Below are 26,032 nucleotides of genomic sequence, written 5' to 3'. Positions count from 1 at the left end.
AAATTGTTAAAGAGCGGTGCGACGCGGCGTTCGGCCTGCTGTCGCGAGGTGGCGTATATTACGCTTTCCTCCTTCAGAGTCAAACACTTTTTTCAGCGTTTTTCTCCGGCGGGGTGAATCGCTTCACGCCCTGCTGAGCCGCCTGCGTTGCCGCTTTGCCGTCTCAGTGGTGGCGCATTATAGGGATCCGGATTTTTTGCACAACCCCTTTTTTCGATCTTTTTTATCGACTGGCGAGTTTTCACTCTTTTCGCTGCGATCGCGAGCGATCCGCGCAAAAATCAGCTTGTTTACCCGCACCGGAAGCCGCAGGCTAGCGGGAAACATCAGAAAAGGAGAAATAGAATGTCTGTAGCCCTGCGCCCTTATAAGCAACATATTCCCCACTCCGGCGAGCGCGTGATGGTGGATAGCAGCAGCGTGGTCGTTGGCGAAGTCGAACTGGCTGATGATGTCAGCATCTGGCCACTGGTAGCAATTCGCGGTGACGTGAATAAAGTGGTGATTGGTAAACGCAGCAATATCCAGGATGGCAGCGTGCTGCACGTTACGCATAAATCCAGCAGTAATCCCGATGGCTTTCCATTGATCATCGGTGAAGACGTAACAGTAGGACACAAAGCAATGCTGCACGGCTGCACCATTGGCAACCGCGTACTGGTGGGTATGGGCTCGATCCTGCTGGATGGCGCGATCGTCGAAGATGAGGTGATGATTGGCGCCGGCAGCCTGGTGCCACCCGGTAAACGCCTGCAAAGCGGCTATCTCTATTTAGGCAGCCCGGTGAAGCAGATCCGACCGCTAAGCGAAGCGGAAATAGCCGGACTGCTTTACTCCGCCAGCAATTATGTCGGCTGGAAAGATGAATACCTGGCTCAGGGCAGCCACAGCCAGCCCTGATCGTCGGCCTGTTCCGCCCGGAGCAGCTGCTCCGCCTCTTCCTCCAGATCCCAGCGATGCGCGCTAAACAGCGCCATCGCCTCTCCGGCACCAAAGCGCTGCTGCAGCGCCGGCAGCGATATTGCGCAGGTCAGTCCCATACCATTAACTAAGACCGGGAACAGCACCGCCTGCCGGACTGCGTCCCAGCTTTCCCGATCGGGAAACTGGATAGCCTGATTCATGCCTGCATCGCCTGTTTAAGTTGATCGATGACCGGCGCGATCTCCGGCATAACGCCATGCCACAGCTGAAACGCATGCGCCGCCTGACCCACCAGCATGCCGAGTCCATCCGCCAGCTGCTGTGTGCCGTGCTGCTGGCACCACGCCAGAAATGGCGTCAGCCCCTGCTGATAAAACATGTCGTAACAGCGCACCTGCGCATCAATCAGCGTAACCGGCAGCGGCGGCACGTCGCCCGCTACGCCGCTGGAGGTGGCATTGATGATCAGATCAAAACGTTCACCGGCCAGTTGATCAAAACTCATCGCCTGGATCGCCCCACTGTGCTGGAAAAGCTCAGCCAGCTGTTGCGCGCGTTCTGCCGTGCGGTTTACCACCACCAGCGCGCAGCCCGTCGAGAGCAGCGGCAGGATCACCCCACGCGCCGCACCGCCCGCGCCCACCAGCAGAATGCGATCGCCCGGCCGGATCAGCTGCAGCCGTTGCAGATCGCTCAGCAGGCCGATGCCGTCCGTGTTATCACCCAGAATCGAACCATCGGCTCTTTTCTTTAAGGTATTTACCGCACCAGATAATGCCGCGCGTTCGCTGAGCTCATCCGCGAATTCCCATGCCTGCTGTTTAAACGGCAGCGTAACATTGGCGCCTTTGCCACCAGCCGCAAAAAACGCCTCTATCGCCTGCGGGAACCCTTCCAGCGGTGCGCAGATGCGTCCGTAAGGATGTTCAATACCGGTCTGCTCAGCAAAAGCGGCGTGAATAAACGGAGATTTGCTGTGGGCGATGGGATGACCAAAAACGGCAAACTTTTCCATAATCAGCCCTGACGAATGAGTTCACCGCTGATGGCATCGCGGATTTCAGAAGGATTCAGGCGACCGCCGGTGGTCGCCTGCAATACCGGGAACTGCGAGCCAAACTGCTCTGCCACTTCGGCGGCGCTGCGGCACGGCGGCTGACCGGTTAAATTCGCGCTGGTTGAGACCAGCGGCTTGCCAAATCCGCGACACAGCGCCTGTACCTGCGGATGATCGCTGACGCGAATCGCCAGCGAATCAAAGCGGCCGGTTAACCAGCGCGGCGTATGCGGCGAGGCAGGCACCACATAGGTGACCGGACCCGGCCAGCTGGCAAACATACGTTCGCGCTGCAGCACGGTGAGTTCGCGATCGGCAATATAAGGCTCGAGCTGCGCATAATCAGCGGCGATCAGGATCAGACCCTTTTCTACCGGGCGCTGTTTCAGTGCCAGCAGGGCCATCACCGCGCTTTCGCTGTCCGGATCGCAGCCAAGGCCGAATACGGCTTCGGTAGGGTAAGCAATCACTTGCTGTTGCTGAAGTTGTTCGATGCAGAAGTTGAGGCTTCCGGGTGCATGCTGGCTCTGGTTCATGATCACTCTTCATCCTGGGCGATGGGCTTGCCGCAGCGTTTGCTGGCGCAGAAGCGCTTCATGCCCTGTGCGGTTTTCTTTTCTATTAATAACGGGAACTGGCAATGGGGGCAGACACCTTCCAGCGGCGTGGCGTTGATCGCGAACTGGCAGTCGGGATAACGATCGCAGGCATGGAAGGTTTTGCCATAGCGTGAACGGCGCTGCACCAGCTTGCCGCTGGCGCACTGCGGGCAGGCAATTGCGGTTTCGTCCGGCTTATCGATGGTTTCCGTGTAATCACACTCCGGATAGTGGCTACAGCCGACAAACATGCCGAATCGCCCCTGGCGCAGCACTTTGTCCGCACCACACTGCGGGCAGGCATGGCCTTCCAGCACTTTGACAATATGGCCATCACCCTGACTTTTCAGCGGGCGAATATAGTCGCAGGTTGGATAATTCACACAGCCGAGAAAAGGCCCGTGTTTGCCGGCACGTATCACTAATTCTGCCCCGCAGGCGGGGCAGGGATCGTGTTTACGCACGGTAAATAGTGCTGGTTTACTCATATTACCGAATGCATTAATCGCAAATTAATGCAGCATACCTTCATTGACGTCGAATAACAGTTCTTCCATCTGCTGATAGGCATTTTCACACCCGGGGATGTTAAACAGCACCATCAGCACCACCCATTTGAGATCTTCCAGATCGAATTCCAGCGTATCAAGCGCCATAACCCGTTCGATGACCATTTCGCGCGTTTCCATATTCAGCACCTGGATTTGCTCCAGGAACAGAATAAAACCACGACACTCGGCATCTAAACGCTGGCTCTCTTCTTCCGTGTAGATTCGCATGGAGAGCGGATCGTTAGCCAGCAACACTGGCGCGACCAGGCCATCCTGATAATCCGCTAACCGCTCAAGCCAATTCAACGCATTGTAGATATCTTCGCGATGAAAACCGGCATCGGTTAAGTCATCGGTCAATTTATCCTGGTCAACGCGCATTTCAGCCTCGTTGTGGATATACGTCTCAAACAAGTACATAAGTACGTCGAACATGGCATGCCCTCCTCAATCGGACATAGCCGCCGGGTACAGCTGCGATCCATCCTGCTAACTCCAGCTCCAGCAATTGCGCTGCGATAACTGGCACAGGTTGGCCGGCACGTTCAGCGACGACGTCAACAGGTGTAACCTCATCACCTACGTTAGCCAACACGCTGGGAAATGGCAATGGCACATCATCACTGAGTTGTGAATATATTGTTTCTGAGATGCTGGCCGGCAACCATTGCAGGGCAGAATGCAAATCCTCAAGGATATTGTTGGGATGCGCCACCAGCAGCGCCCCCTGCTGAATCAGCCAGTGCGTGCCTTCACAGCCAGGGTTACCCAGTGCGCCAGGCAGCGCATACACGTTACGGTTTTGTTCCAGCGCATAGCGCGCCGTTACCAGCGAGCCACTCTTCAGTGACGCTTCAACCACCAGCACGCCATGACTCAGGCCGCTGATAATACGATTACGCCGCGGAAAATTTACCGCATGGGGCGCCATCGACAGCGGCAGTTCTGAAACCAGCGCGCCGCCGCTGGCGATGATCTCCTGTGCCAGCGGCTGATGGCTTTTCGGATAGAGATGATTCAGCCCGCTGCCCAGCACGGCCAGAGTTTTGCCCTGCACTTCCAGTGCGGCACGATGCGCCACGCCATCAATACCGCGCGCCAGCCCGCTGGTGATGGTCAAACCGCTTAGCGCCAGCTGCTGGGTAAACCAGCTGCCCCATTCTCTGCCATACGGCGAACAGTGACGACTGCCGACCACCGCCAGTTGCGGTGTCGCGAGTGCAGAGAGGTCACCCGCTATATAAAGGGCAGCCGGATAGCGGCTGATTTCCCGCAAACGGGCGGGATAATGTGCATCGGTGCAGGCAATCAGATGATGTTGCGCCTGTTGCAGCCAGCGCTGCGTTTTTTCCAGCTGGCGTGGACAGAGGGCGAGAAACTGCTGCCGCTGCGTGTCGTCCAGCCCGTGCTGCTGCAGCCACGCGTCGTCAACGTGGCTGGCGGCCAGAAGCGCCATGATGAACTGATGGGCGCGCTCACCGCTTAAACCCCAGACGTAAGTCAGCCTGATAATCCTTTCACTGCGTTCCATGCTGCGCTCCCTGTCAGCCGTGCTCTGATGCGGCACAATGCTGTCAATCAGGCCCTAAAAAGTCTACAATATGAGGCAGTAATCTTTTCTTTAACGCATACAGATCTGGATATTTATGTCAGTTTTGCAGGTATTACATTTCCCTGACGATCGCCTTCGCAAAATTGCTGCACCCGTTGCGGCTGTGAATGCTGACGTTCAGCGTATTGTCGACGATATGTTTGAGACCATGTACGCCGAAGAAGGCATTGGTCTGGCGGCGACGCAGGTGGATATTCACCAGCGCATCATCGTGATTGATGTTTCTGAAAGCCGCGAAGAGCGCCTGGTGCTGATTAACCCGGAGCTGCTGGAAAAAAGCGGCGAAACCGGTATCGAAGAGGGTTGTCTGTCGATCCCGGAACAGCGGGCGTTTGTGCCGCGTGCCGAGCGGGTCAAAGTGCGCGCGCTGGATCGCGACGGTAACAGCTTCGAGCTGGAAACCGACGGTCTGCTGGCGATCTGCATTCAGCATGAGATCGACCATCTTGACGGTAAACTGTTTATTGATTATCTGTCGCCGCTGAAGCGTCAGCGTATTAAACAGAAACTGGAAAAACTGGCCCGCCAGAATGCGCGCGCATCCTGAGAGCGAACAGAAGGTTGAACTGTGTCTGCACCGTTAAAAATCATCTTTGCCGGTACTCCTGACTTCGCAGCGCGTCATCTCGACGCGCTGCTTGCTTCTGAGCATCAGGTGGTTGGCGTCTTTACTCAGCCCGACCGCCCTGCCGGACGTGGCAACAAACTCACGCCGGGCCCGGTAAAAGTGCTGGCTCAGGCGCATGATATTCCCGTGTTTCAGCCAAAGTCCCTGAAGCCGGAAGAGAATCAGCAGCTGGTTGCCGGGCTGCAGGCCGATGTGATGGTGGTCGTCGCTTATGGTCTGATCCTGCCTCAGGCGGTGCTGACGATGCCGCGCCTTGGCTGCATCAACGTACATGGCTCGCTGCTGCCGCGCTGGCGCGGTGCGGCGCCGATTCAGCGCTCACTGTGGGCCGGCGATAACGAAACCGGTGTGACCATCATGCAGATGGACGTGGGTCTGGATACCGGCGATATGCTGCACAAAATAACCTGCCCGATTAATGCCGACGATACCAGCGCATCGCTGTACGACAAGCTGGCGCAGCTGGGACCGCAGGGGATGCTGACCACGCTCAGTCTGCTGGCCGCCGGCAGCGCGCAGCCTGAAGTGCAGGATGAGACTCTGGTAACTTACGCGGAAAAGCTCAGTAAAGAAGAGGCACGTCTTGACTGGTCGCTCTCTGCTGTTCAGCTGGAACGGTGCATTCGCGCCTTCAATCCGTGGCCGGTGAGTTATTTCCTTATCGACGATCAGCCGGTCAAAGTCTGGCAGGCCAGTGTATTACCGCACCGCAGCGCCCAGCCGGGAGAAATTCTGCAGGCTGACAAACACGGCATCCAGATTGCTACCGCTGACGGCGTGCTGAATCTGCTCTCACTGCAGCCTGCCGGCAAAAAAGCCATGGCGGCGCAGGATCTGCTCAATTCGCGTCGTGAATGGTTTACACCTGGCACCGTTCTGGCCTGATTCTCCAGCCCGGTCTCCGCCGGGCTTTTTGTTTGATGAATGAATATGAAAAAAGCGACCAACCTGCGCAGCCTTGCCGCGCAACTGATTGAACGCGTGGTGGATAAAGGGGAATCGCTGAGCGCGATTCTGCCCGCTGCGCAAAAAACGCTGGCAAACAACGATGGCGCGCTGCTTCAGGAGTTGTGTTTTGGCGTGACGCGCACGCTGCCGCAGCTGGAAGCGTTGATTAATAAGCTGATGGCGCGGCCGTTAACCGGCAAACAGCGCGTACTGCACTATCTGATCATGGTGGGCCTGTATCAGCTGCTGTATACCCGCGTTCCGCCGCACGCCGCGCTGGCCGAAACCGTAGCCGGGGCTGAAGCACTGAAGCGGGCAAATCTGAAAGGCTTGCTTAACGGCGTGCTGCGTCAGTTCCAGCGTCAGCAGGATGCACTGCTGGCGGAGGTCAATCAGGGCCCGCAGCGCTACTGGCATCCGGGCTGGCTGCTGAAACGACTGCAGGCCGCGTGGCCAGAGCAGTGGCAGCAGATTGTGGAAGCCAACAATCAGCGACCGCCAATGTGGCTGCGCGTGAATCGTCAGCATCACAGCCGTGACGCCTGGCTCGTGTTATTAACCCAGCAGAATCAAAATGCGTTTAGTGCTGACGCGCCGGATGCGCTGCGTCTTGAAGCACCGGCTCCGGTCAGTCAGCTGCCAGGCTTTGAGCTGGGCTGGGTGACGGTGCAGGATCTTTCTGCTCAGCGTTGTGCCCTGCTGCTGGCGCCGGAAAACGGCGAAACCATTCTCGACCTGTGCGCTGCGCCCGGCGGCAAAACTACCCATATTCTCGAAATTGCGCCGCAGGCCCGCGTGATGGCGGTGGATATCGATGCGCAGCGCCTGTCGCGCGTGACGGAAAACCTGCAGCGTCTGGGGATGCAGGCTGACGTGCGTCAGGGCGATGGCCGCACGCCAGCAGCCTGGTGCGACGAGCAGCAATTTGACCGCATCCTGCTGGATGCGCCCTGCTCGGCCACCGGCGTTATTCGACGCCATCCGGATATCAAATGGCTACGCCGCGATCGTGATATCGACGAACTCGCCGCGCTACAGCGTGAGATTCTGGCGGCCATCTGGCCACGCCTGAAATCGGGCGGTACGCTGCTTTATGCCACCTGCTCAGTGCTGCCGCAGGAGAACCAGCAGCAGATCGATGCTTTCCTCGCGACGCATGACGATGCGGTGCCGCAGGCACTGCCACAGGGGCAACTTAACGGCTGGCAGGTTTTCCCTGCCATCGATGGCGGCGACGGTTTCTTCTACGCTAAGCTGATGAAAAAATAGTGCAGCGCACAGTGACAAGAGCAACGTATCCATGAAAATTATTATCCTCGGCGCCGGCCAGGTGGGCGGCACGCTTGCTGAAAACCTGGTGGGCGAAAATAATGACATCACCGTGGTTGATAGCGATCCCTCACGCTTACGCGTGCTGCAGGATAAGTTTGACCTGCGCGTGGTGCAGGGCCATGGTTCGCACCCGCGCGTGTTGCGTGAAGCCGGCGCCGAAGATGCGGATATGCTGGTGGCGGTCACCAGTTCTGACGAAACCAACATGATTGCCTGTCAGATTGCTTACTCGCTGTTTAACACGCCAAACCGCATTGCCCGTATCCGCGCCGCCGATTATCTGCGCGATGCGGAAAAGCTGTTCGTGCCGGAAGCGGTGCCCATCGACCATTTGATCTCGCCCGAACAACTGGTGATCGACAATATCTATCGGCTGATTCAGTACCCTGGCGCGCTGCAGGTGGTGAATTTTGCCGAGGGCAAAGTCAGCCTGGCAGTGGTCAAAGCCTATTACGGCGGACCGCTGGTGGGCAATCCGCTGTCGATCCTGCGTGAACACATGCCGCATATCGATACCCGCGTGGCCGCGATTTTCCGTCAGGATCGCCCGATCCGCCCGCAGGGATCGACGATCGTCGAAGCTGGCGATGAAGTGTTTTTTATTGCCGCCAGTCAGCATATTCGTGCGGTAATGAGCGAGATGCAGCGCCTCGAAAAGCCCTATAAACGCATTATGCTGGTCGGCGGCGGTAATATCGGCTTTGGCCTGGCGCAGCGGCTGGAGAAGCAGTACAGCGTTAAGCTGATTGAACGTAATCAGCAGCGCGCGGCTGAACTGGCTGAACATCTGCAGGATACCATCGTGTTCTATGGCGATGCCTCGGATCAGGAACTGCTGGCAGAAGAGCATGTCGATCAGGTCGATCTGTTTATCGCCGTCACCAACGACGATGAAGCCAATATCATGTCAGCGATGCTGGCCAAAAAGATGGGCGCGAAAAAAGTGATGGTGCTGATCCAGCGTCGCGCCTATGTCGATCTGGTGCAGGGCAGCGTGATCGACATTGCGATCTCTCCGCAGCAGGCCACGATTTCTGCGCTGCTTGGCCACGTGCGCAAAGCCGATATTGTCGGCGTCTCTTCACTGCGCCGCGGTATTGCGGAAGCCATCGAGGCCATCGCCCACGGTGATGAAACCACTTCGCGCGTGGTCGGCCGCCTGATTGAAGATATTAAACTGCCGCCGGGCACGATTATCGGCGCGGTGGTGCGTGGTGATGACGTGATCATCGCCAATGATAATGTGCGTATTGAGCAAGGCGACCACGTGATCATGTTCCTCACCGACAAGAAGTTTGTGCCGGACGTTGAGCGTCTGTTCCAGCCGAGCCCGTTCTTCCTGTAACGCGTTGTGATTGGGCTGCAGTGAGAGTGGTGTTTAATCCATTGTTATAATGGCAATTACACGAAGGTTTGTTAGACTTTAGCCATTGGCCAAGGCAAGGAGATAACAATGAGTTTATTCAAAGAGTTTCGTGATTTCGCGATGCGCGGCAACGTAGTGGACCTGGCGGTCGGTGTGATCATCGGTGCTGCGTTCGGTAAGATCGTATCGTCACTGGTTGCGAACATCATTATGCCACCGCTCGGTTTACTGATTGGCGGCGTCGACTTTAAGCAGTTTAAATGGGTACTCAAGCCAGCAGAAGGCGATATCCCCGCGGTGGTGATGGAATACGGTAACTTTATTCAGACGGTATTTGATTTCATCATCGTGGCGTTTGCTATCTTCATTGCCATCAAAGTAATGAATAAACTGTATAAAAAGAAAGAAGTGGAAAAACCAGCGCCTAAACCGACTAATGAAGAAGTGCTGCTGACCGAGATTCGCGACCTGCTTAAGCAACAAAATAATAAAGTGTGATGAATAAAAGCCGCCTGTTCAGGCGGCTTTTTTGTCACTAAAGCAGAAGGCCAGAGGTAAACACTGTTGCTTACCGCTGGCCTCCTGATTCGCTCCCTTCGCGTGTTTATCTTTACGCCGGTAGCTGCCTTTCCCCTTCTGATTGCGCTCAACACGCTGGCGATACAGTGGATCGTGTAACAGGGCTTCCAGGGCGTTATCGTTAATTTTGCCTTTTCGATGCTGATAGTGACTCATATCGTCCTCCGGTTAGTGATGGCGCAACTATAGTCCCTGCGCGCCAGAATTCAATCCTTGCTACAACAAATTTCAGGATGCGGATCTTCACCGGTTTCCAGTGCCTCGAGGATCGAACAGCAGGCGCTACTGTGCCGGTCGCCACAACAGGTTTCCGCCAGCCGTTGCAGTGAGCGCTGAATGGTTTGCAGTTCGCCAATCATACTGTTCACCTCATCCAGCCGTTTCGCCACGATCGCTTTTGACTCTTCACAGGTGTGATGCTCTGGATCGATGCGGATCGACAGCAGGTCGCGGATCGATTCCAGGCTGAAACCAAGCTGCCGGCCGTAACGGATAAAACGCAGGCGCTGCAGATCGTTATCGCTGTACAGGCGGAAGCCGCCCTCGGTGCGTACCTCATGATCCATCATCTGCTGCTTTTCATAAAAGCGAATGGTATCCGGCGTCACGTCCGCCAGTTTTGCCAGCTGGCCAATGCGATACATACTATTTCTCCTGCTGTAACCGCTGACCGATCGCCGGGCGGTATTCACCACGCAGAAAATCGGTGCTCATGCCAGCCTGCTGCAGCTTCATCTCCAGCAATGTCAGGCGTTTGGCCAGTTCACGCGCCTCGCTGTCATCAGGATCGAGTTCGCGAAGCAGATCGCTCAGTGCCAGTGCGTCGCGGCGCATCTCCAGTTCCGGAGGGAGATAGCCGGCGTTTTTCAGCAGTCGCCAGGCGCTGCGCAGTTCCGCCGGCACACCACTGTCATCGTCCAGCGTGAGCGGCGCACCCTCACCAGGCAGATTGCTCAGCTCGCCCTTTTCCTGAGCAGCGCGGATGTGTTGCTCAGCCAGCTGATCGATAAGCCACATAGAAACCTCCTGCAGGCATGTCTGCCAACAGCATAGCGAATGGAGGGGAAATGGGAAGAAATGACAGGCAATAAAAAACCCGCCGAAGCGGGTTTTTTACGTTACTGCAAATTACTCTGCAGCAGCTTCTGCTTGAGCTTCTGGACGATCAACCAGCTCGATGTATGCCATCGGAGCGTTGTCACCAGCACGGAAGCCACACTTAAGAATGCGAGTGTAACCACCGGCACGGCTCGCGAAACGCGGGCCCAGCTCGTTAAACAGTTTTGCCACGATCTCGTTATCACGAGTACGGGCGAATGCCAGACGACGATTAGCTACGCTGTCGGTCTTGGCAAGAGTAATCAGCGGCTCAACTACGCGACGCAGCTCTTTGGCTTTCGGCAGAGTCGTCTTAATGATCTCATGACGAACCAGAGAACCAGCCATGTTGCGGAACATAGCCTGACGATGGCTGCTGTTGCGGTTCAGTTGACGACCACTCTTACGATGGCGCATGACCTTATCCTTCTCAGTGAAACCTTAACCTGCGATCCGGTTATTCATCAGCAATGCTTGCCGGTGGCCAGTTTTCCAGGCGCATGCCCAGAGACAGACCACGTGATGCGAGCACGTCTTTAATCTCGGTAAGAGATTTTTTACCCAGGTTAGGCGTTTTAAGCAGCTCAACCTCGGTACGCTGTACCAGATCACCGATGTAGTGGATAGCTTCTGCCTTGAGGCAGTTAGCAGAGCGGACAGTCAATTCCAGATCGTCAACAGGGCGCAGCAGGATCGGATCGAATTCTGGTTTCTCTTCTTTGACTTCCGGCTGACGTACATCACGTAAATCAACGAAAGCTTCCAGTTGTTCTGCCAGGATGGTTGCCGCACGACGAATCGCCTCTTCAGGATCGATTGTGCCGTTGGTTTCCATTTCGATGACCAGCTTGTCCAGGTCGGTGCGCTGTTCTACACGCGCTGCTTCAACATTGTAGGCGATACGGTCTACAGGGCTGTAGCAAGCGTCAACCAACAGACGGCCGATTGGGCGCTCATCTTCTTCCGAATGAATTCGGGCAGAAGCCGGCACATAACCACGACCACGCTGAACTTTGATACGCATGCTAATAGACGCGTTTTCATCGGTCAGATGGCAGATCACATGCTGCGGCTTGACGATTTCGACATCACCGTCGTGGGTAATGTCGGCTGCAGTCACAGGGCCAATGCCAGATTTATTCAGAGTGAGGATGACTTCATCTTTACCCTGAACTCTTACCGCCAGCCCTTTCAGATTGAGCAGGATTTCCAGGATATCTTCCTGTACGCCCTCTTTGGTGGAGTACTCGTGCAGCACGCCATCAATCTCAACCTCGGTCACCGCGCAACCCGGCATGGAAGAAAGCAGAATACGGCGCAGTGCGTTACCAAGAGTATGGCCAAAGCCACGCTCTAACGGCTCAAGGGTCACCTTGGCGTGCGTCGAACTCACTTGCTCGATATCTACCAGGCGCGGTTTTAGAAACTCTGTCACAGAACCCTGCATTGTGTCCTCTCTTTGGTACTAAGCTTTACTTAGAGTAAAGCTCGACGATCAGGTGTTCGTTAATGTCCGCAGACAGATCGGTACGCTCAGGAATACGCTTGAACACACCTTCCATCTTAGTTGCATCAACTTCCAGCCAGGTTGGCTTTTCACGCTGCTCAGCCAGCTCCAGAGCGGCCTTCACGCGAGATTGCTTTTTGGCTTTCTCACGGATGCTTACGACATCATTCGGAGATACCTGATAAGAAGCGATGTTAACAACGCGACCGTTTACCATTACAGATTTGTGGCTAACCAGCTGACGTGCTTCTGCACGAGTGGCACCAAAGCCCATACGGTAAACTACGTTATCCAGACGACCTTCCAGCAGAGCTAACAGGTTTTCACCGGTGTTGCCTTTCAGACGCGCTGCTTCTTTATAGTAGTTACGGAACTGACGCTCCAGCACGCCGTAGATACGACGAACTTTTTGCTTTTCACGTAACTGGCCGCCGTAATCAGACAGACGCGGTTTACGCGCACCATGCTGACCAGGGGCTTGTTCAATTTTGCACTTGGAATCAATCGCGCGAACGCCAGACTTAAGGAATAAGTCGGTGCCCTCACGACGGCTCAGCTTGAGCTTAGGACCCAAATATCTTGCCATTTTCTTTCTCCAACTAACCTAAAAAACGGAACGTTAAACGCGACGTTTTTTCGGCGGACGACAACCGTTGTGAGGGATCGGAGTCACATCAGTAATATTAGTGATGCGGAAACCAGCGGCGTTCAGAGCACGAATAGTAGATTCGCGGCCTGGACCCGGACCCTTAACCATAACTTCCAGGTTCTTAATACCGTAATCTTTCACGGCTTCTGCACAGCGCTCTGCAGCGACCTGAGCAGCAAACGGAGTAGATTTACGTGAACCGCGGAAACCGGAACCACCGGCGGTTGCCCAACCCAGTGCGTTACCCTGACGATCAGTAATAGTAACGATGGTGTTGTTAAAAGACGCATGGACATGAGCCACGCCATCTGAGACTTGTTTTCTTACACGCTTACGTGCACGAACTGGTGCCTTTGCCATTATTTACTCACCCCGATTATTTCTTGATCGGTTTACGCGGACCCTTACGGGTACGTGCGTTGGTCTTAGTACGCTGACCGCGCACCGGCAGACCACGACGATGGCGTAAACCACGGTAGCAACCAAGGTCCATCAGACGCTTGATGCTCAGGGTGATTTCACGGCGCAGATCACCTTCAACAACGAATTTACCAACTGCTTCACGCAGCTGATCAATTTGTTCTTCAGACAGCTCACTGATCTTAACATTTTCAGCGATGCCCGTTTCAGCACAGATGGCTTTAGAACGGGTTTTGCCGATACCGAAGATCGAAGTTAATGCGATAACGGTATGTTTTTGATCAGGAATGTTAATGCCTGCTATACGGGCCACTATGCACTCCTATAATTAAATAAATGCGTACCATGCTGAAAAGCCCGTTTTCAGGATACTCAAATGGAAACGCATCGACATACAAAAGATTGGCTGGCTAATCTAGCCAGCTCAACCCGACTTTGCAAGAAAAATATGTGACTTAATCAGCCCTGGCGCTGTTTATGCTTAGGCTCGGAGCTGCAGATCACACGTACGACACCGTCGCGACGAATGATTTTGCAGTTACGACATAATTTCTTGACGGAAGCACGAACTTTCATTTTTACTCTCCGTAACTTCTCAAGCTACTGAATTAACGGCCATAGCCTTTCAGGTTAGCTTTCTTCAATGCAGACTCGTACTGACTGGACATCATCAGAGTTTGCACTTGAGCCATAAAGTCCATGATGACAACCACTACAATCAGCAGCGAGGTGCCGCCAAAGTAGAAGGGAACCTTCATGGCATCACGCATGAACTCCGGGATCAGGCAGATAAAAGTAATATACAGTGCGCCGATTAAGGTCAGACGTGTCATTACTTTATCGATGTACTTCGCCGTTTGCTCTCCCGGACGAATTCCCGGTACGAATGCACCAGACTTCTTCAGGTTATCTGCTGTTTCACGCGGGTTGAAAACCAACGCCGTGTAGAAGAAACAGAAGAAGATGATTGCAGTCGCATAGAGTAGCACATAAAGCGGCTGTCCTGGCTGCAAATACAGCGAAATTGTTGTCAGCCAGTTCCAACCGGTACCGCCCCCGAACCAGGATGCTATCGTCGCCGGGAACAGGATTATGCTGGAAGCAAAGATGGCTGGGATTACGCCCGCCATGTTCACTTTCAACGGTAAATGTGTGCTCTGTGCAGCATATACACGACGACCTTGCTGACGTTTAGCGTAGTTGACCACAATGCGGCGCTGGCCACGCTCAACGAAAATAACAAAGAACGTCACTGCAAATACAAGAACTGCAACCAACAGCAACAGAAGGAAGTGCAGGTCGCCTTGCCGCGCTTGCTCGATGGTATGGCCAATGGCCGGCGGTAAACCCGCAACAATACCCGCGAAGATAATGATCGAAATACCGTTACCGATACCTCGTTCAGTAATCTGTTCGCCCAGCCACATCAGGAACATGGTTCCGGTGACCAGACTTACAACAGCGGTAAAGTAGAAAGCAAAGCCTGGATTTAATACCAGGCCCTGCATTCCAGGCATATTCGGCAGACCGGTAGCAATACCGATCGACTGGAATATAGCCAGAACCAGTGTGCCGTAGCGAGTGTACTGGCTGATCTTACGACGACCAGCTTCACCCTCTTTCTTAATCTCGGCCAACGCGGGATGAACCACCGTCAGCAGCTGGATAATAATAGAGGCCGAAATATACGGCATAATACCCAGCGCGAAGATTGAGGCACGACTGAGAGCACCACCAGAGAACATGTTAAACATTTCAATGATGGTGCCACGCTGTTGCTCAAGCAGTTTGGCAAGTACAGTGGCATCGATACCGGGGATTGGAATAAAAGAGCCAATACGGAAGACAATCAGTGCACCGATTACAAACAACAGTCTGCGCTTCAGTTCACCAAAGCCACCTTTGGCACTTTGAAAATCTAATCCCGGTTGCTTTGCCATCTGCTACTTATTCCTCGATTTTACCGCCAGCAGCTTCGATTGCAGCACGAGCACCTTTGGTGACACGCAGACCACGAATCGTAACAGGTGCAGATACTTCACCAGACAGGATCACTTTCGCGAACTCAATCTGTACACCGATGATGTTAGCTGCTTTCAGCGTGTTCAGGTCGACGATACCGCCTTCCACTTTCGCCAGATCAGACAGACGCACTTCTGCAGTCACGAATGATTTGCGCGAGGTGAAGCCGAACTTCGGCAGACGACGGTACAGAGGCATCTGACCACCCTCGAAACCACGACGTACGCCACCGCCAGAACGAGACTTCTGACCTTTGTGACCACGACCGCCGGTTTTACCGAGGCCAGAACCGATACCACGGCCCAGACGCTTGGAAGCGTGTTTAGACCCTTCGGCCGGAGACAGAGTGTTTAAACGCATCTCTTACTCCTCCACTTTCAGCATGTAAGAAATCGCGTTGATCATACCGCGTACAGCTGGCGTGTCTTCACGCTCAACGGTGTGACCAATACGACGCAGACCCAGACCAACCAGAGTGGCTTTGTGCTTAGGCAGGCGGCCGATTGAGCTACGGGTTTGTGTAATTTTGATTGTCTTAGCCATCGTGATTACCCCAGAATTTCTTCAACGGATTTACCACGCTTGGCAGCAACCATATCCGGAGACTTCATATTGCCCAGGCCGTCGATAGTTGCACGAACCACGTTGATCGGGTTGGTGGAACCATAGGCTTTAGCCAGAACGTTATGAACTCCAGCGACTTCCAGAACGGCGCGCATTGCACCGCCGGCGATGATACCGGTACCTTCAGAAGCCGGCTGCATGAACACACGAGAACCCGTGTGCGCACCTTTAACCGGGTGCTGCAGGGTGCCGTGAGTCAGCGCGACATTAACCATATTGCGACGAGCTTTTTCCATCGCTTTCTGGATCGCTGCTGGAACTTCACGCGCTTTACCGTAACCAAAACCAACGCGGCCGTTACCATCACCCACTACAGTCAGAGCGGTGAAGGAGAAAATACGACCACCTTTCACAGTTTTAGAGACACGGTTTACCGCGATCAGTTTTTCCTGCAGGTCGCCAGCTTGTTTCTCGATGTGTGCCATCTTAGACCTCTACCTTAGAACTGAAGGCCAGCTTCACGAGCAGCATCTGCAAGTGCCTGGACGCGACCATGATATTGGAAACCGGAACGGTCGAAAGAAACATCTTTGATGCCTTTTTCGATAGCGCGCTCAGCCAGAGCTTTACCTACAGCTGCAGCGGCGTCTTTGTTACCGGTATACTTCAGTTGTTCAGCGATAGCTTTTTCTACAGTAGAAGCAGCAACCAGAACTTCGGAACCGTTCGGGGCGATTACCTGTGCGTAAATGTGACGCGGGGTACGATGTACCACCAGGCGAGTAGCACCCAGCTCTTTGAGCTTGCGACGTGCACGGGTCGCACGACGGATACGAGCAGATTTCTTATCCATAGTGTTACCTTACTTCTTCTTAGCCTCTTTGGTACGCACGACTTCGTCGGCGTAACGAACACCCTTGCCTTTGTAAGGCTCAGGACGACGGTAGGCGCGCAGATCAGCTGCAACCTGACCAATCAGCTGTTTATCAGCGCCTTTCAGCACGATCTCAGTCTGAGTTGGACATTCAGCAGTGATGCCGGCCGGCAGTGCATGGTCAACCGGGTGAGAGAAGCCCAGGGCCAGACTCACAGAGTTGCCTTTAACAGCTGCACGATAACCAACACCAACCAGTTGCAGCTTCTTGGTGAAGCCTTCGGTAACACCGATAACCATGCCGTTCAGCAGCGCACGGGCAGTACCTGCCTGTGCCCAACCATCCGCATAACCTTCGCGTGGAGCGAAAGTCAGGGCGTTGTCTGCATGCTTAACTTCTACAGCACTGTTGATAGTACGAGTCAGCTCGCCGTTTTTGCCTTTGATCGAAACTTCCTGACCGTTGAGTTTTACCTCTACGCCGGCAGGAACAACGACAGGTGCTTTTGCAACACGAGACATTTTATCCTCCGATTACGCTACGTAGCAGATAATTTCGCCACCAAGACCAGCCTGGCGCGCTGCACGATCAGTCATGACACCTTTAGAGGTAGAAATTACAGCAATGCCCAGACCGGCCATAACTTTTGGCAGCTCATCTTTTTTCTTATAGATGCGCAGACCTGGACGGCTAACACGCTGAATGCTTTCTACAACAGCTTTACCCTGGAAGTACTTAAGAGTCAGTTCCAGTTCCGGCTTGATGTCGCCTTCGATTTTAAAATCTTGAATATAGCCTTCTTCCTTCAGCACGTTGGCAATTGCCACTTTCAGCTTGGAGGAAGGCATAGAGACCGCAACTTTGTTCGCGGCCTGACCGTTACGGATACGGGTCAGCATATCCGCGATCGGATCTTGCATGCTCATCTGTGTTACTCCCGTGATTCAAATGGTGACAATTACCAGCTAGCCTTTTTCAGACCCGGGATTTCACCGCGCATTGCGGCTTCACGGACCTTGATACGGCTCAACCCAAACTTCCGCAGGAAACCGTGCGGACGACCTGTCTGACGGCAGCGGTTACGCTGACGTGAAGGGCTGGAATCACGCGGCAGACTCTGCAGCTTGAGAACGGCGTTCCAACGGTCTTCGTCGGATGCGTTCACATCAGAAATGATCGCTTTCAGTTCAGCGCGTTTTGCGAAGAACTTGTCTGCTAATTTCACACGCTTAACTTCGCGTGCTTTCATAGATTGCTTAGCCATTAAGTAACCCTACCTTACTTGCGGAACGGGAAGTCAAAGGCAGCCAGCAGAGCACGGCCTTCATCATCAGATTTCGCAGTAGTGGTAATGGTGATATCCAAACCACGAACGCGATCGACTTTGTCGTAGTCGATTTCTGGGAAGATGATCTGCTCACGAACGCCCATGCTGTAGTTACCACGACCGTCGAAAGACTTCGCGGACAGACCACGGAAGTCACGGATACGCGGTACAGCAATAGTGATCAGACGCTCAAAGAACTCCCACATGCGCTCGCCACGCAGAGTTACTTTACAGCCGATCGGATAGCCCTGACGGATTTTGAAGCCTGCAACTGATTTGCGTGCTTTGGTGATCAGCGGTTTTTGACCGGAGATTGCTGCCAGGTCAGCTGCTGCGTTATCCAGCAGTTTCTTGTCAGCGATCGCTTCACCAACACCCATGTTCAGGGTGATCTTCTCGACCCGAGGGACTTGCATGACAGAATTGTAGCCAAACTCTGTCATGAGTTTCTGGACTACTTCGTCTTTGTAGTAATCATGCAGTTTCGCCATCGTACTACTCCAAATTACTTGATAGTTTCGCTGTTAGACTTGAAGAAACGGACTTTTTTACCGTCTTCGAATCTAAAGCCTACACGGTCAGCCTTGCCGGTTGCCGCATTGAAGATTGCAACGTTAGAAACCTGAATAGCAGCTTCTTTTTCAACGATGCCGCCTGGTTGGTTCAGAGCCGGAACCGGCTTCTGGTGTTTCTTAACCAGGTTGATACCTTCAACGATGACCTTACCAGAAGTCAGGACATTCTTTACTTTACCGCGTTTACCTTTGTCTTTGCCGGTAAGCACGATAACTTCGTCGTTACGACGGATTTTCGCTGCCATTGTTCGCTCCTTAGAGTACTTCTGGTGCCAGAGAGATAATTTTCATGAACTTTTCAGTACGAAGTTCACGAGTTACCGGCCCAAAAATACGCGTTCCGATAGGCTGCTCGCTGTTATTGTTCAGAATAACGCATGCATTACCATCGAAGCGAATGACAGAACCGTCCGGGCGACGAACACCCTTCCTGGTGCGCACCACTACCGCTTTCAGGACATCACCTTTTTTCACCTTGCCACGCGGAATTGCTTCCTTGATGGTCACTTTGATGATATCGCCGACGCCTGCGTAGCGACGGTGCGAGCCACCCAGAACCTTGATACACATTACGCGACGTGCACCGGAGTTGTCGGCGACGTTCAGCATAGTCTGTTCTTGGATCATTTTAGTGCTCCGCTAATGTCAACTACTACTTCGGGACCCAAACCTCAGGTCGTTAAAAAGCCCCATAATTGAGGGCGCGGCATTATAACACCGGTTCTCGCAGATGGGTAGAAAAAATGAACGGCTCCATAGAGCCGTTCATTTTGTTTTTAGAGGAAGCGGATTCTATTACAGAATCGCTTTCTCTACAACGCGAACCAGAGTCCAGGACTTAGTCTTGGACAGTGGACGGGTTTCGCGGATTTCAACCACGTCACCAATTCCACACTCGTTGTTCTCGTCATGGATGTGCAGCTTAGTCGTACGCTTAATGAATTTACCGTAGATCGGGTGCTTCACGAAACGCTCGATAGCAACAACAGCAGATTTCTGCATTTTGTCACTAACAACACGACCCTGCAGAGTACGGATTTTATCGGTCATTACGCCGCCTTCTCAGTCAGTAAAGTCTTAACGCGTGCAACATCACGGCGAACTTGCTTCAGCAGATGGGTCTGCTGCAGCTGGCCAGATGCTGCCTGCATGCGCAGGTTAAACTGCTCGCGCAGGAGGTTAAGCAGCTCAGTGTTCAGCTCTTCAACGCTTTTTTCACGCAGCTCAGTTGCTTTCATTACATCACCGTCTTAGTTACAAAGGTGGTTTTGATAGGCAGTTTTGCTGCTGCCAGCTTGAATGCTTCACGGGCCAGCTCTTCCGGTACACCGTCCATTTCATACAGGACTTTACCAGGCTGGATCAGGGCAACCCAATACTCCACGTTACCCTTACCTTTACCCATACGCACTTCCAGCGGCTTCTCGGTGATTGGTTTGTCCGGGAATACACGGATCCAAATCTTACCTTGACGCTTAACTGCACGGGTCATAGCACGACGTGCTGCTTCGATCTGACGAGCAGTCAGACGACCACGGCCAACAGCTTTCAGACCGAAAGTACCGAAGCTAACATCCGTACCCTGCGCCAGACCGCGGTTACGGCCTTTGTGCACTTTACGGAATTTCGTACGCTTTGGTTGTAACATCAGCGACTCTCCTTACTTACGGCCTTTACGCTGCTGCTTTTTAGGTTGAGCAGCCGGTTCCGGTTGTTCAACAGCAGCCATACCACCCAGGATCTCACCTTTGAAGATCCATACCTTAACGCCGATTACACCATAAGTGGTGTGCGCTTCAGAGGTGTTGTAGTCAATGTCAGCACGCAGAGTGTGCAGCGGTACACGACCTTCACGGTACCATTCGGTACGTGCGATCTCAGCACCGCCCAGACGGCCGCTAACTTCAACTTTGATACCTTTAGCGCCCAGACGCATTGCGTTCTGTACAGCACGCTTCATCGCACGACGGAACATCACACGACGCTCCAGCTGTGAAGTGATGCTGTCAGCAACCAGTTTTGCGTCCAGTTCCGGTTTACGGACTTCGGCGATATTGATCTGTGCAGGAACGCCAGCGATGTTCGCTACGACCGTGCGCAGTTTTTCAACGTCTTCACCTTTTTTACCGATAACGATACCCGGGCGAGCGGTGTGAATGGTCACACGGATGCTCTTAGCCGGACGCTCGATAACGATGCGAGATACAGACGCTTTTGCCAGTTCTTTGTTCAGGAACTGACGTACTTTAAAGTCGCTGTCCAGGTTGTCAGCGAATTCTTTGGTGTTCGCAAACCAGGTAGAGTTCCATGGTTTTACAATACCCAGGCGAATACCATTAGGATGTACTTTCTGACCCATTGCTAGTCTCCAGAGTCTCAGCGATCGGACACAACCACAGTAATGTGGCTGGTGCGCTTCAGGATGCGATCTGCACGACCTTTAGCACGCGGCATAATGCGCTTCATGCTAGGGCCTTCATCTACGAAAATTTTCGCAACTTTCAGATCGTCGATATCAGCGCCATCGTTGTGTTCGGCGTTAGCAATGGCAGATTCCAGGACTTTCTTAACCAGTACAGCCGCTTTCTTGTTGGTGTAAGTCAGAATATCCAGAGCCTGCGACACTTTCTTACCGCGAATCAGGTCAGCAACAAGGCGAACCTTCTGAGCAGAAGAACGAGCATGGCGATGTTGAGCAATAGTTTCCATCTCTTCCTCCTACTTATTTCTTCTTGGCTTTCTTATCAGCAGCGTGGCCGCGATAAGTACGTGTCGGTGCAAATTCACCCAGCTTGTGGCCGACCATTTCGTCGGAAACAAAGACAGGAACGTGCTGACGACCATTATGGACAGCGATGGTCAAACCGATCATGTTAGGGAAGATCGTTGAACGACGGGACCAAGTGCGCAGGGGCTTCTTGTCACCGCTTTCCACCGCTTTCTCTACCTTCTTCAGCAAGTGCAGGTCAATAAAAGGACCTTTCTTGAGAGAACGTGGCATGGCTTATCCTCTAAAATTATTTGCTACGGCGACGTACGATAAATTTATCAGTACGCTTGTTGCTACGGGTCTTCTTACCTTTGGTCTGAACGCCCCACGGAGTTACCGGGTGCTTACCAAAGTTACGACCTTCACCACCACCGTGCGGGTGATCGACTGGGTTCATCGCAGTACCGCGAACGGTAGGACGAACACCACGCCAACGGGTTGCACCGGCTTTACCCAGAACGCGCAGCATGTGCTCAGCGTTACCGACTTCGCCCAGGGTTGCGCGGCAGTCAGCTTCGACTTTACGCATTTCGCCTGAACGCAGACGCAGGGTAACGTAGGAACCTTCACGCGCAACGATCTGCACGTAAGCACCAGCAGAACGGGCAATCTGACCGCCTTTACCTGGTTTCATTTCTACGTTGTGCACGGTTGAACCAACCGGGATGTTACGCATCGGCAGGGTGTTACCTGCTTTGATCGCAGCATCAACGCCAGACTGAATCTGGTCGCCAGCTTTCAGGCCTTTAGGGGCCAGGATGTAACGGCGCTCGCCATCTTTGTACAGAACCAGTGCGATGTTCGCAGAACGGTTCGGATCGTACTCAAGACGCTCAACAACTGCCGGGATACCATCTTTGTTGCGTTTGAAGTCAACAATACGGTAAGCCTGCTTGTGACCACCACCGATATGACGGGTAGTGATACGACCATTGTTGTTACGACCACCGGATTTGCTGTTTTTTTCAACCAGCGCGGCAAAAGGCTTGCCTTTGTGCAGCTCAGGGTTCACCACTTTAACAACGTGACGACGACCCGGAGATGTCGGTTTACATTTAACAACTGCCATTGTCTTTCTCCTCCGACTTACTCAGCGCCGCCGACGAAGTCCAGGTTCTGGCCTTCTTTCAGGGTGACGTAAGCTTTTTTCCAGTCGCTACGACGACCGATACGCTGTCCGTGACGCTTAACTTTACCCTTAACAACCAGGGTGTTTACGTCTTTCACTTCTACTTCGAACAGTTTCTCAACAGCAGCAACGATCTCTGCTTTGGTCGCGTCTTTGGCAACTTTGAGAACGATGGTATTGGTTTTTTCCATCGCGGTTGATGCTTTTTCAGATACGTGCGGCGCGCGCAGTACTTTCAGCAGACGTTCTTCACGGATCATGCCAGCATCTCCTCAACTTGCTTAACTGCTTCTGCAGTCATAACGACTTTGTCGAAGGCGATCAGGCTAACTGGGTCGATACCCGCTGCATCACGCACGTCAACCTTGTACAGGTTACGCGCAGCCAGGAACAGATTCTCATCCAGTTCACCGGTGATGATCAGCACGTCTTCCAGCGCCATGTCTTTCAGTTTCTGTACCAGCAGCTTAGTTTTAGGCGCTTCAACAGAGAACGACTCGACAACGATCAGACGGTCCTGACGTACCAGCTCGGACAGGATGCTTTTCAGCGCGCCGCGGTACATCTTTTTGTTAACTTTTTGACTGTGGTCCTGTGGACGCGCAGCGAAGGTCACGCCACCTGAACGCCAGATCGGGCTCTTGATAGAACCTGAACGCGCACGGCCGGTGCCTTTCTGACGCCATGGCTTTTTGCCTGAACCAGTTACTTCAGCACGAGTTTTCTGCGCGCGAGTACCCTGACGAGCACCTGCAGCGTAAGCAACAACAACCTGGTGAACCAGCGCTTCGTTGAAATCACGACCGAAGGTAGTTTCGGAAACAGTCAGCGCGCTCTGCGCGTCTTTCAGTACTAATTCCATTGCTATCCCCTTACGCCTTCACAGCTGGTTTAACAATCAGGTCGCTGCCGGTTGCACCCGGGACAGCACCTTTGACCAGCAGCAGGTTGCGCTCAGCGTCAACACGTACTACTTCCAGGCTCTGAACGGTTACGCGCTCATTACCCAGCTGACCAGCCATTTTCTTGCCTTTGAACACTTTGCCCGGAGTCTGGTTCTGACCGATAGAACCCGGAACGCGGTGAGACAAGGAGTTACCGTGTGTAGCGTCCTGGGTACGGAAGTTCCAGCGCTTAACGGTACCTGCGAAACCTTTACCTTTAGAGGTACCGGTAACGTCTACTTTTTTAACGTCAGCGAAAATTTCAACACTGATGCTCTGGCCAACAGAGTATTCTTCACCTTCGGTGCGGAATTCCCACAGACCACGGCCAGCTTCAACGCCAGCTTTAGCAAAATGACCTGCTTCCGGCTTACCAACACGGTTTGCTTTTTTCGCACCGGTGGTAACCTGGATCGCCTGGTAACCATCGTTTTCCAGACCTTTGACCTGGGTAACGCGGTTTGCTTCAACTTCGATTACGGTTACTGGGATTGAAACGCCTTCTTCAGTGAAGATGCGCGTCATGCCCACTTTTTTACCGACTAAACCAATCATTGTATCAACCTCTCAATCGCTCGATGACCTGATTAACCCAGGCTGATCTGCACGTCAACACCGGCAGCCAGATCCAGACGCATCAGAGCATCAACGGTTTTTTCAGTTGGCTCAACGATGTCTACCAGACGCTTGTGAGTGCGGATTTCGTACTGATCACGCGCATCTTTGTTAACGTGCGGAGAGATCAGAACGGTGAAGCGCTCTTTGCGAGTCGGCAGCGGGATCGGACCACGTACCTGCGCACCAGTGCGCTTGGCAGTCTCGACGATTTCCGCGGTTGATTGATCGATCAGGCGATGATCAAACGCTTTAAGACGGATACGGATTCTTTGGTTCGACATGAGACCAAGGCTCCAAACATTTTATAAACGAAAAAAATTACTACCCGCACCCATTACGATTGATGGGGGAGTGTAATCGTTCAGCATATAACTCCCCAATCGGGAGTATTGTCAGGCGATACACTAATCGCTATCGCCTGCGATTCTGCTCGAATCGCGCCACACCAATATCGGCAGGCCCGCGCATTATACGCAAATCTGTTCAGGAAGCAACCCATGCTGCGTTTTTAACCGCAAAAGCGCGCGCCGGTAAAAAAGCCCGCACGGGGCGGGCTGCAATCAACAGGTGGAACGGCACGGCAAACGCTACTTATCGCCCTCTTCTTTCAGCTGGGCCTGCAGATAGTTTTGCAGACCCAGTTTCTGAATCAGGTCGAGCTCAGTTTCCAGCCAGTCGATATGGTGCTCTTCATCCGCCAGAATCTCGATCATCATGTCGCGGCTGACGTAATCATGAACTTTATCGGCGTACGCAATCGCCTCGCGTAAGTCTTTCGCCCCTTCCAGTTCGAGCGTCAGGTCCGATTGCAGCATTTCCGGTACGTCTTCACCAATGCGCAGCCGGCCGAGATCTTGCAGATTAGGAATGCCTTCGAGAAACAAAATGCGTTCGATGTACTTATCCGCATGTTTCATTTCATCAATGGATTCATGGTATTCGACATCGTTGAGGCGTATCAGGCCCCAGTTTTTAAACATGCGCGCATGTAGAAAGTACTGGTTGATTGCAACCAGTTCATTTCCCAGCAATTTATTGAGGTGAGTAATGATTTTGCCGTCGCCCTTCATTGTGCTTCCTCCGCTTGCAGATAAATAGAGCGTAGATGCGGATAAAAAGAAGTCAAAAAAACGCGACAGTTTTTGGGGTTATTCAGGCGAAGCGGATGCGTAGTTACGCTATCTCTTTGTAAAGCGGCACGTTTTGCATTTCATCATCCATAATCTCGCGCGCCACGCGAATACACTTGCCGCACTGCTTGCCGATAGGCACCAGCTGACGCAGTTGCTGAATCGATTTGGGTTGATAACGGCGGACAACTTCACGCAGGGTTCGGTCACTTACGGCATTACACAGACAGACGTACATTTACAGCCCACTCCAGTACAATTTCTGATCAAAGTGTAAATGAGAATGGTTTTTATTTCAACGTAGCTTTTGTGTGGATTAGGCGTGCCGGTCAATGCAAAGCAAAAAAAGAGCACCGAAGTGCTCTTTTTCATGCTGCGGTGGCAACCGGAGTTACCACCGTTATTAACGCACTTAAGCGATAACTTCAGCAACAACGCCCGCGCCAACGGTACGGCCGCCTTCGCGGATTGCGAAACGCAGACCCTGGTCCATCGCGATTGGGTGGATCAGCTCAACGGTCATTTTGATGTTGTCGCCTGGCATTACCATCTCAACGCCTTCTGGCAGTTCGATGTTGCCGGTCACATCAGTAGTACGGAAGTAGAACTGTGGACGGTAGCCTTTGAAGAACGGAGTATGACGGCCGCCTTCTTCTTTAGACAGTACGTACACTTCTGATACGAACTTGGTGTGTGGCTTGATGGTGCCTGGCTTAGCCAGAACCTGACCACGCTGGATCTCTTCACGCTTGATACCGCGCAGCAGAACACCACAGTTCTCGCCTGCCTGACCCTGGTCCAGCAGTTT

45 protein-coding genes and 1 pseudogene are annotated in these 26,032 nt (G+C 53.2%); 6 read left to right on the top strand and 40 right to left on the bottom strand.

The features are described from left to right. Nucleotides 1-345: 345 nt before the first annotated feature. Nucleotides 346-900, top strand: coding sequence for a gamma carbonic anhydrase family protein (locus CBW22_RS20230; RefSeq protein WP_088517688.1), 555 nt, complete (start codon nt 346-348; stop codon nt 898-900). Here CBW22_RS20230 and CBW22_RS20225 read toward each other — a convergent pair. From CBW22_RS20225 to dprA, 6 genes are read right to left on the bottom strand one after another with little or no spacing between them, the layout of a single operon-like run. Then, nucleotides 876-1,124, bottom strand: coding sequence for a DUF1488 domain-containing protein (locus CBW22_RS20225; RefSeq protein WP_058759902.1), 249 nt, complete (start codon nt 1,122-1,124; stop codon nt 876-878). The two genes, CBW22_RS20230 and CBW22_RS20225, sit on opposite strands and share 25 nt — an antisense overlap. Next, nucleotides 1,121-1,939 (bottom strand): shikimate dehydrogenase, encoded by an 819-nt coding sequence (aroE, locus tag CBW22_RS20220; RefSeq protein WP_058759901.1) that lies wholly within the window; start codon nt 1,937-1,939, stop codon nt 1,121-1,123. Before aroE ends, CBW22_RS20225 begins: the two co-directional genes overlap by 4 nt. A gap of 2 nt (nt 1,940-1,941) precedes the next feature. Continuing rightward, entirely contained in the window at nt 1,942-2,517 is a 576-nt protein-coding gene (gene tsaC / locus CBW22_RS20215; protein WP_088517687.1) for an L-threonylcarbamoyladenylate synthase type 1 TsaC, read from the bottom strand. Nucleotides 2,518-2,519: 2 nt separating this feature from the next. Continuing rightward, the gene (locus CBW22_RS20210) at nt 2,520-3,068 is read right to left on the bottom strand and encodes a DNA topoisomerase family protein (protein ID WP_031279837.1); all 549 of its coding nucleotides are present in this window, start codon (nt 3,066-3,068) and stop codon (nt 2,520-2,522) included. Between the two features lie 24 nt (nt 3,069-3,092). Next, nucleotides 3,093-3,566 carry a DUF494 family protein Smg gene (smg, locus tag CBW22_RS20205; protein ID WP_031279836.1) on the bottom strand — a complete coding sequence of 158 codons (474 nt, stop codon included), beginning with the start codon at nt 3,564-3,566 and terminating at the stop codon, nt 3,093-3,095. After that, complete coding sequence (gene dprA, locus CBW22_RS20200; RefSeq protein ID WP_088517686.1) at nt 3,538-4,662, bottom strand: DNA-protecting protein DprA; 1,125 nt, start codon at nt 4,660-4,662, stop codon at nt 3,538-3,540. The genes smg and dprA overlap by 29 nt, the downstream gene beginning before the upstream one ends. Nucleotides 4,663-4,777: 115 nt before the next feature. On the opposite strand from dprA, the gene def reads away from it, so the two are divergent. The 5 genes from def to mscL all read left to right on the top strand — a co-directional run bounded on the left by def (nt 4,778) and on the right by mscL (nt 9,515). Next, nucleotides 4,778-5,290 (top strand): peptide deformylase, encoded by a 513-nt coding sequence (gene def / locus CBW22_RS20195; RefSeq protein ID WP_021508231.1) that lies wholly within the window; start codon nt 4,778-4,780, stop codon nt 5,288-5,290. A 21-nt stretch (nt 5,291-5,311) separates the two neighbouring features. After that, nucleotides 5,312-6,256, top strand: coding sequence for a methionyl-tRNA formyltransferase (gene fmt / locus CBW22_RS20190; protein WP_058759898.1), 945 nt, complete (start codon nt 5,312-5,314; stop codon nt 6,254-6,256). Nucleotides 6,257-6,301: 45 nt separating this feature from the next. Next, nucleotides 6,302-7,588, top strand: a complete 1,287-nt coding sequence (rsmB, locus tag CBW22_RS20185) for a 16S rRNA (cytosine(967)-C(5))-methyltransferase RsmB (RefSeq protein ID WP_088517685.1) — start codon at nt 6,302-6,304, stop codon at nt 7,586-7,588. Nucleotides 7,589-7,619: 31 nt separating this feature from the next. Then, a complete protein-coding gene (gene trkA, locus CBW22_RS20180) occupies nt 7,620-8,996 on the top strand; it encodes a Trk system potassium transporter TrkA (RefSeq protein ID WP_021508228.1) in 1,377 nt (458 codons plus the stop codon). A 108-nt stretch (nt 8,997-9,104) separates the two neighbouring features. Beyond that, nucleotides 9,105-9,515 carry a large-conductance mechanosensitive channel protein MscL gene (gene mscL, locus CBW22_RS20175; protein WP_021508227.1) on the top strand — a complete coding sequence of 137 codons (411 nt, stop codon included), beginning with the start codon at nt 9,105-9,107 and terminating at the stop codon, nt 9,513-9,515. Nucleotides 9,516-9,533: 18 nt separating this feature from the next. Here the strand turns inward: mscL and CBW22_RS20170 are convergent, their stop codons facing one another. The 34 genes and pseudogenes from CBW22_RS20170 to tuf form a co-directional block, all read right to left on the bottom strand. Continuing rightward, on the bottom strand, nt 9,534-9,752 hold the full coding sequence (locus tag CBW22_RS20170) for an alternative ribosome-rescue factor A (protein ID WP_021508226.1): 219 nt from the start codon (nt 9,750-9,752) through the stop codon (nt 9,534-9,536). A gap of 50 nt (nt 9,753-9,802) precedes the next feature. Further along, on the bottom strand, nt 9,803-10,240 hold the full coding sequence (gene zntR, locus CBW22_RS20165; protein ID WP_021508225.1) for a Zn(2+)-responsive transcriptional regulator: 438 nt from the start codon (nt 10,238-10,240) through the stop codon (nt 9,803-9,805). A gap of 1 nt (nt 10,241) precedes the next feature. Then, nucleotides 10,242-10,613, bottom strand: coding sequence for a DUF1992 domain-containing protein (locus CBW22_RS20160; RefSeq protein WP_058776568.1), 372 nt, complete (start codon nt 10,611-10,613; stop codon nt 10,242-10,244). 111 nt (nt 10,614-10,724) lie between these two features. Continuing rightward, nucleotides 10,725-11,111 (bottom strand): 50S ribosomal protein L17, encoded by a 387-nt coding sequence (gene rplQ, locus CBW22_RS20155; RefSeq protein WP_003850180.1) that lies wholly within the window; start codon nt 11,109-11,111, stop codon nt 10,725-10,727. Between the two features lie 40 nt (nt 11,112-11,151). Further along, nucleotides 11,152-12,141, bottom strand: coding sequence for a DNA-directed RNA polymerase subunit alpha (locus CBW22_RS20150; RefSeq protein ID WP_007891688.1), 990 nt, complete (start codon nt 12,139-12,141; stop codon nt 11,152-11,154). Between the two features lie 25 nt (nt 12,142-12,166). After that, complete coding sequence (rpsD, locus tag CBW22_RS20145) at nt 12,167-12,787, bottom strand: 30S ribosomal protein S4 (RefSeq protein WP_010618555.1); 621 nt, start codon at nt 12,785-12,787, stop codon at nt 12,167-12,169. 33 nt (nt 12,788-12,820) lie between these two features. Next, a complete protein-coding gene (gene rpsK / locus CBW22_RS20140; RefSeq protein ID WP_004160563.1) occupies nt 12,821-13,210 on the bottom strand; it encodes a 30S ribosomal protein S11 in 390 nt (129 codons plus the stop codon). 16 nt (nt 13,211-13,226) lie between these two features. Continuing rightward, nucleotides 13,227-13,583: a 30S ribosomal protein S13 gene (gene rpsM / locus CBW22_RS20135; RefSeq protein ID WP_021508223.1), complete on the bottom strand. Its 357-nt coding sequence runs from the start codon at nt 13,581-13,583 to the stop codon at nt 13,227-13,229. 146 nt (nt 13,584-13,729) lie between these two features. Next, nucleotides 13,730-13,846 carry a 50S ribosomal protein L36 gene (rpmJ, locus tag CBW22_RS20130; protein WP_071813610.1) on the bottom strand — a complete coding sequence of 39 codons (117 nt, stop codon included), beginning with the start codon at nt 13,844-13,846 and terminating at the stop codon, nt 13,730-13,732. A gap of 32 nt (nt 13,847-13,878) precedes the next feature. Continuing rightward, nucleotides 13,879-15,210 (bottom strand): preprotein translocase subunit SecY, encoded by a 1,332-nt coding sequence (gene secY / locus CBW22_RS20125; protein WP_021508222.1) that lies wholly within the window; start codon nt 15,208-15,210, stop codon nt 13,879-13,881. Nucleotides 15,211-15,217: 7 nt separating this feature from the next. Further along, nucleotides 15,218-15,652 carry a 50S ribosomal protein L15 gene (gene rplO, locus CBW22_RS20120; RefSeq protein ID WP_021508221.1) on the bottom strand — a complete coding sequence of 145 codons (435 nt, stop codon included), beginning with the start codon at nt 15,650-15,652 and terminating at the stop codon, nt 15,218-15,220. A 3-nt stretch (nt 15,653-15,655) separates the two neighbouring features. Further along, on the bottom strand, nt 15,656-15,835 hold the full coding sequence (gene rpmD / locus CBW22_RS20115; RefSeq protein WP_013510758.1) for a 50S ribosomal protein L30: 180 nt from the start codon (nt 15,833-15,835) through the stop codon (nt 15,656-15,658). Nucleotides 15,836-15,840: 5 nt separating this feature from the next. Then, nucleotides 15,841-16,341 (bottom strand): 30S ribosomal protein S5, encoded by a 501-nt coding sequence (rpsE, locus tag CBW22_RS20110; RefSeq protein WP_010618560.1) that lies wholly within the window; start codon nt 16,339-16,341, stop codon nt 15,841-15,843. 14 nt (nt 16,342-16,355) lie between these two features. Further along, nucleotides 16,356-16,709 (bottom strand): 50S ribosomal protein L18, encoded by a 354-nt coding sequence (gene rplR / locus CBW22_RS20105; protein WP_013510760.1) that lies wholly within the window; start codon nt 16,707-16,709, stop codon nt 16,356-16,358. A gap of 9 nt (nt 16,710-16,718) precedes the next feature. After that, on the bottom strand, nt 16,719-17,252 hold the full coding sequence (gene rplF / locus CBW22_RS20100; protein ID WP_007891676.1) for a 50S ribosomal protein L6: 534 nt from the start codon (nt 17,250-17,252) through the stop codon (nt 16,719-16,721). Between the two features lie 12 nt (nt 17,253-17,264). Further along, complete coding sequence (gene rpsH, locus CBW22_RS20095; protein ID WP_021508220.1) at nt 17,265-17,657, bottom strand: 30S ribosomal protein S8; 393 nt, start codon at nt 17,655-17,657, stop codon at nt 17,265-17,267. A gap of 32 nt (nt 17,658-17,689) precedes the next feature. Then, nucleotides 17,690-17,995 carry a 30S ribosomal protein S14 gene (gene rpsN / locus CBW22_RS20090; protein WP_010618564.1) on the bottom strand — a complete coding sequence of 102 codons (306 nt, stop codon included), beginning with the start codon at nt 17,993-17,995 and terminating at the stop codon, nt 17,690-17,692. A gap of 14 nt (nt 17,996-18,009) precedes the next feature. Further along, nucleotides 18,010-18,549, bottom strand: coding sequence for a 50S ribosomal protein L5 (gene rplE / locus CBW22_RS20085; RefSeq protein WP_013510763.1), 540 nt, complete (start codon nt 18,547-18,549; stop codon nt 18,010-18,012). 14 nt (nt 18,550-18,563) lie between these two features. Further along, nucleotides 18,564-18,878: a 50S ribosomal protein L24 gene (gene rplX / locus CBW22_RS20080; protein WP_021508218.1), complete on the bottom strand. Its 315-nt coding sequence runs from the start codon at nt 18,876-18,878 to the stop codon at nt 18,564-18,566. A 10-nt stretch (nt 18,879-18,888) separates the two neighbouring features. Beyond that, on the bottom strand, nt 18,889-19,260 hold the full coding sequence (rplN, locus tag CBW22_RS20075) for a 50S ribosomal protein L14 (protein WP_006120590.1): 372 nt from the start codon (nt 19,258-19,260) through the stop codon (nt 18,889-18,891). A 168-nt stretch (nt 19,261-19,428) separates the two neighbouring features. Next, nucleotides 19,429-19,683, bottom strand: a complete 255-nt coding sequence (gene rpsQ, locus CBW22_RS20070) for a 30S ribosomal protein S17 (RefSeq protein WP_010618568.1) — start codon at nt 19,681-19,683, stop codon at nt 19,429-19,431. Continuing rightward, nucleotides 19,683-19,871 (bottom strand): 50S ribosomal protein L29, encoded by a 189-nt coding sequence (rpmC, locus tag CBW22_RS20065; RefSeq protein ID WP_021508217.1) that lies wholly within the window; start codon nt 19,869-19,871, stop codon nt 19,683-19,685. Before rpmC ends, rpsQ begins: the two co-directional genes overlap by 1 nt. Continuing rightward, nucleotides 19,871-20,281 carry a 50S ribosomal protein L16 gene (gene rplP / locus CBW22_RS20060; RefSeq protein ID WP_002438716.1) on the bottom strand — a complete coding sequence of 137 codons (411 nt, stop codon included), beginning with the start codon at nt 20,279-20,281 and terminating at the stop codon, nt 19,871-19,873. The genes rpmC and rplP overlap by 1 nt, the downstream gene beginning before the upstream one ends. 12 nt (nt 20,282-20,293) lie before the next feature. Next, nucleotides 20,294-20,992 (bottom strand): 30S ribosomal protein S3, encoded by a 699-nt coding sequence (gene rpsC, locus CBW22_RS20055; protein ID WP_021508216.1) that lies wholly within the window; start codon nt 20,990-20,992, stop codon nt 20,294-20,296. 17 nt (nt 20,993-21,009) lie between these two features. Then, the gene (gene rplV / locus CBW22_RS20050; RefSeq protein WP_007891659.1) at nt 21,010-21,342 is read right to left on the bottom strand and encodes a 50S ribosomal protein L22; all 333 of its coding nucleotides are present in this window, start codon (nt 21,340-21,342) and stop codon (nt 21,010-21,012) included. A 13-nt stretch (nt 21,343-21,355) separates the two neighbouring features. After that, nucleotides 21,356-21,634, bottom strand: coding sequence for a 30S ribosomal protein S19 (gene rpsS, locus CBW22_RS20045; protein ID WP_001138115.1), 279 nt, complete (start codon nt 21,632-21,634; stop codon nt 21,356-21,358). A 16-nt stretch (nt 21,635-21,650) separates the two neighbouring features. Continuing rightward, entirely contained in the window at nt 21,651-22,472 is an 822-nt protein-coding gene (gene rplB / locus CBW22_RS20040; RefSeq protein ID WP_010618573.1) for a 50S ribosomal protein L2, read from the bottom strand. A gap of 17 nt (nt 22,473-22,489) precedes the next feature. After that, nucleotides 22,490-22,792 (bottom strand): 50S ribosomal protein L23, encoded by a 303-nt coding sequence (gene rplW, locus CBW22_RS20035; protein WP_010618574.1) that lies wholly within the window; start codon nt 22,790-22,792, stop codon nt 22,490-22,492. Next, entirely contained in the window at nt 22,789-23,394 is a 606-nt protein-coding gene (gene rplD, locus CBW22_RS20030; protein WP_021508215.1) for a 50S ribosomal protein L4, read from the bottom strand. The genes rplW and rplD overlap by 4 nt, the downstream gene beginning before the upstream one ends. Nucleotides 23,395-23,404: 10 nt before the next feature. After that, complete coding sequence (gene rplC / locus CBW22_RS20025) at nt 23,405-24,031, bottom strand: 50S ribosomal protein L3 (protein ID WP_021508214.1); 627 nt, start codon at nt 24,029-24,031, stop codon at nt 23,405-23,407. A 32-nt stretch (nt 24,032-24,063) separates the two neighbouring features. After that, nucleotides 24,064-24,375, bottom strand: coding sequence for a 30S ribosomal protein S10 (gene rpsJ, locus CBW22_RS20020; RefSeq protein ID WP_006120582.1), 312 nt, complete (start codon nt 24,373-24,375; stop codon nt 24,064-24,066). A gap of 306 nt (nt 24,376-24,681) precedes the next feature. Beyond that, nucleotides 24,682-25,164: a bacterioferritin gene (gene bfr / locus CBW22_RS20015; protein WP_021508213.1), complete on the bottom strand. Its 483-nt coding sequence runs from the start codon at nt 25,162-25,164 to the stop codon at nt 24,682-24,684. Nucleotides 25,165-25,267: 103 nt separating this feature from the next. Then, nucleotides 25,268-25,462, bottom strand: a complete 195-nt coding sequence (gene bfd, locus CBW22_RS20010; RefSeq protein WP_021508212.1) for a bacterioferritin-associated ferredoxin — start codon at nt 25,460-25,462, stop codon at nt 25,268-25,270. A gap of 174 nt (nt 25,463-25,636) precedes the next feature. After that, a pseudogene (gene tuf / locus CBW22_RS20005) lies at nt 25,637-26,032 on the bottom strand (elongation factor Tu); the annotation flags it as partial.

The organism is Pantoea sp. VS1 (assembly GCF_002207995.1).
Classification (GTDB): domain Bacteria; phylum Pseudomonadota; class Gammaproteobacteria; order Enterobacterales; family Enterobacteriaceae; genus Pantoea; species Pantoea dispersa.
The sequence above is the reverse complement of the archived record's forward strand: the minus strand, read 5'-3'. Positions and strand labels throughout refer to the sequence as shown.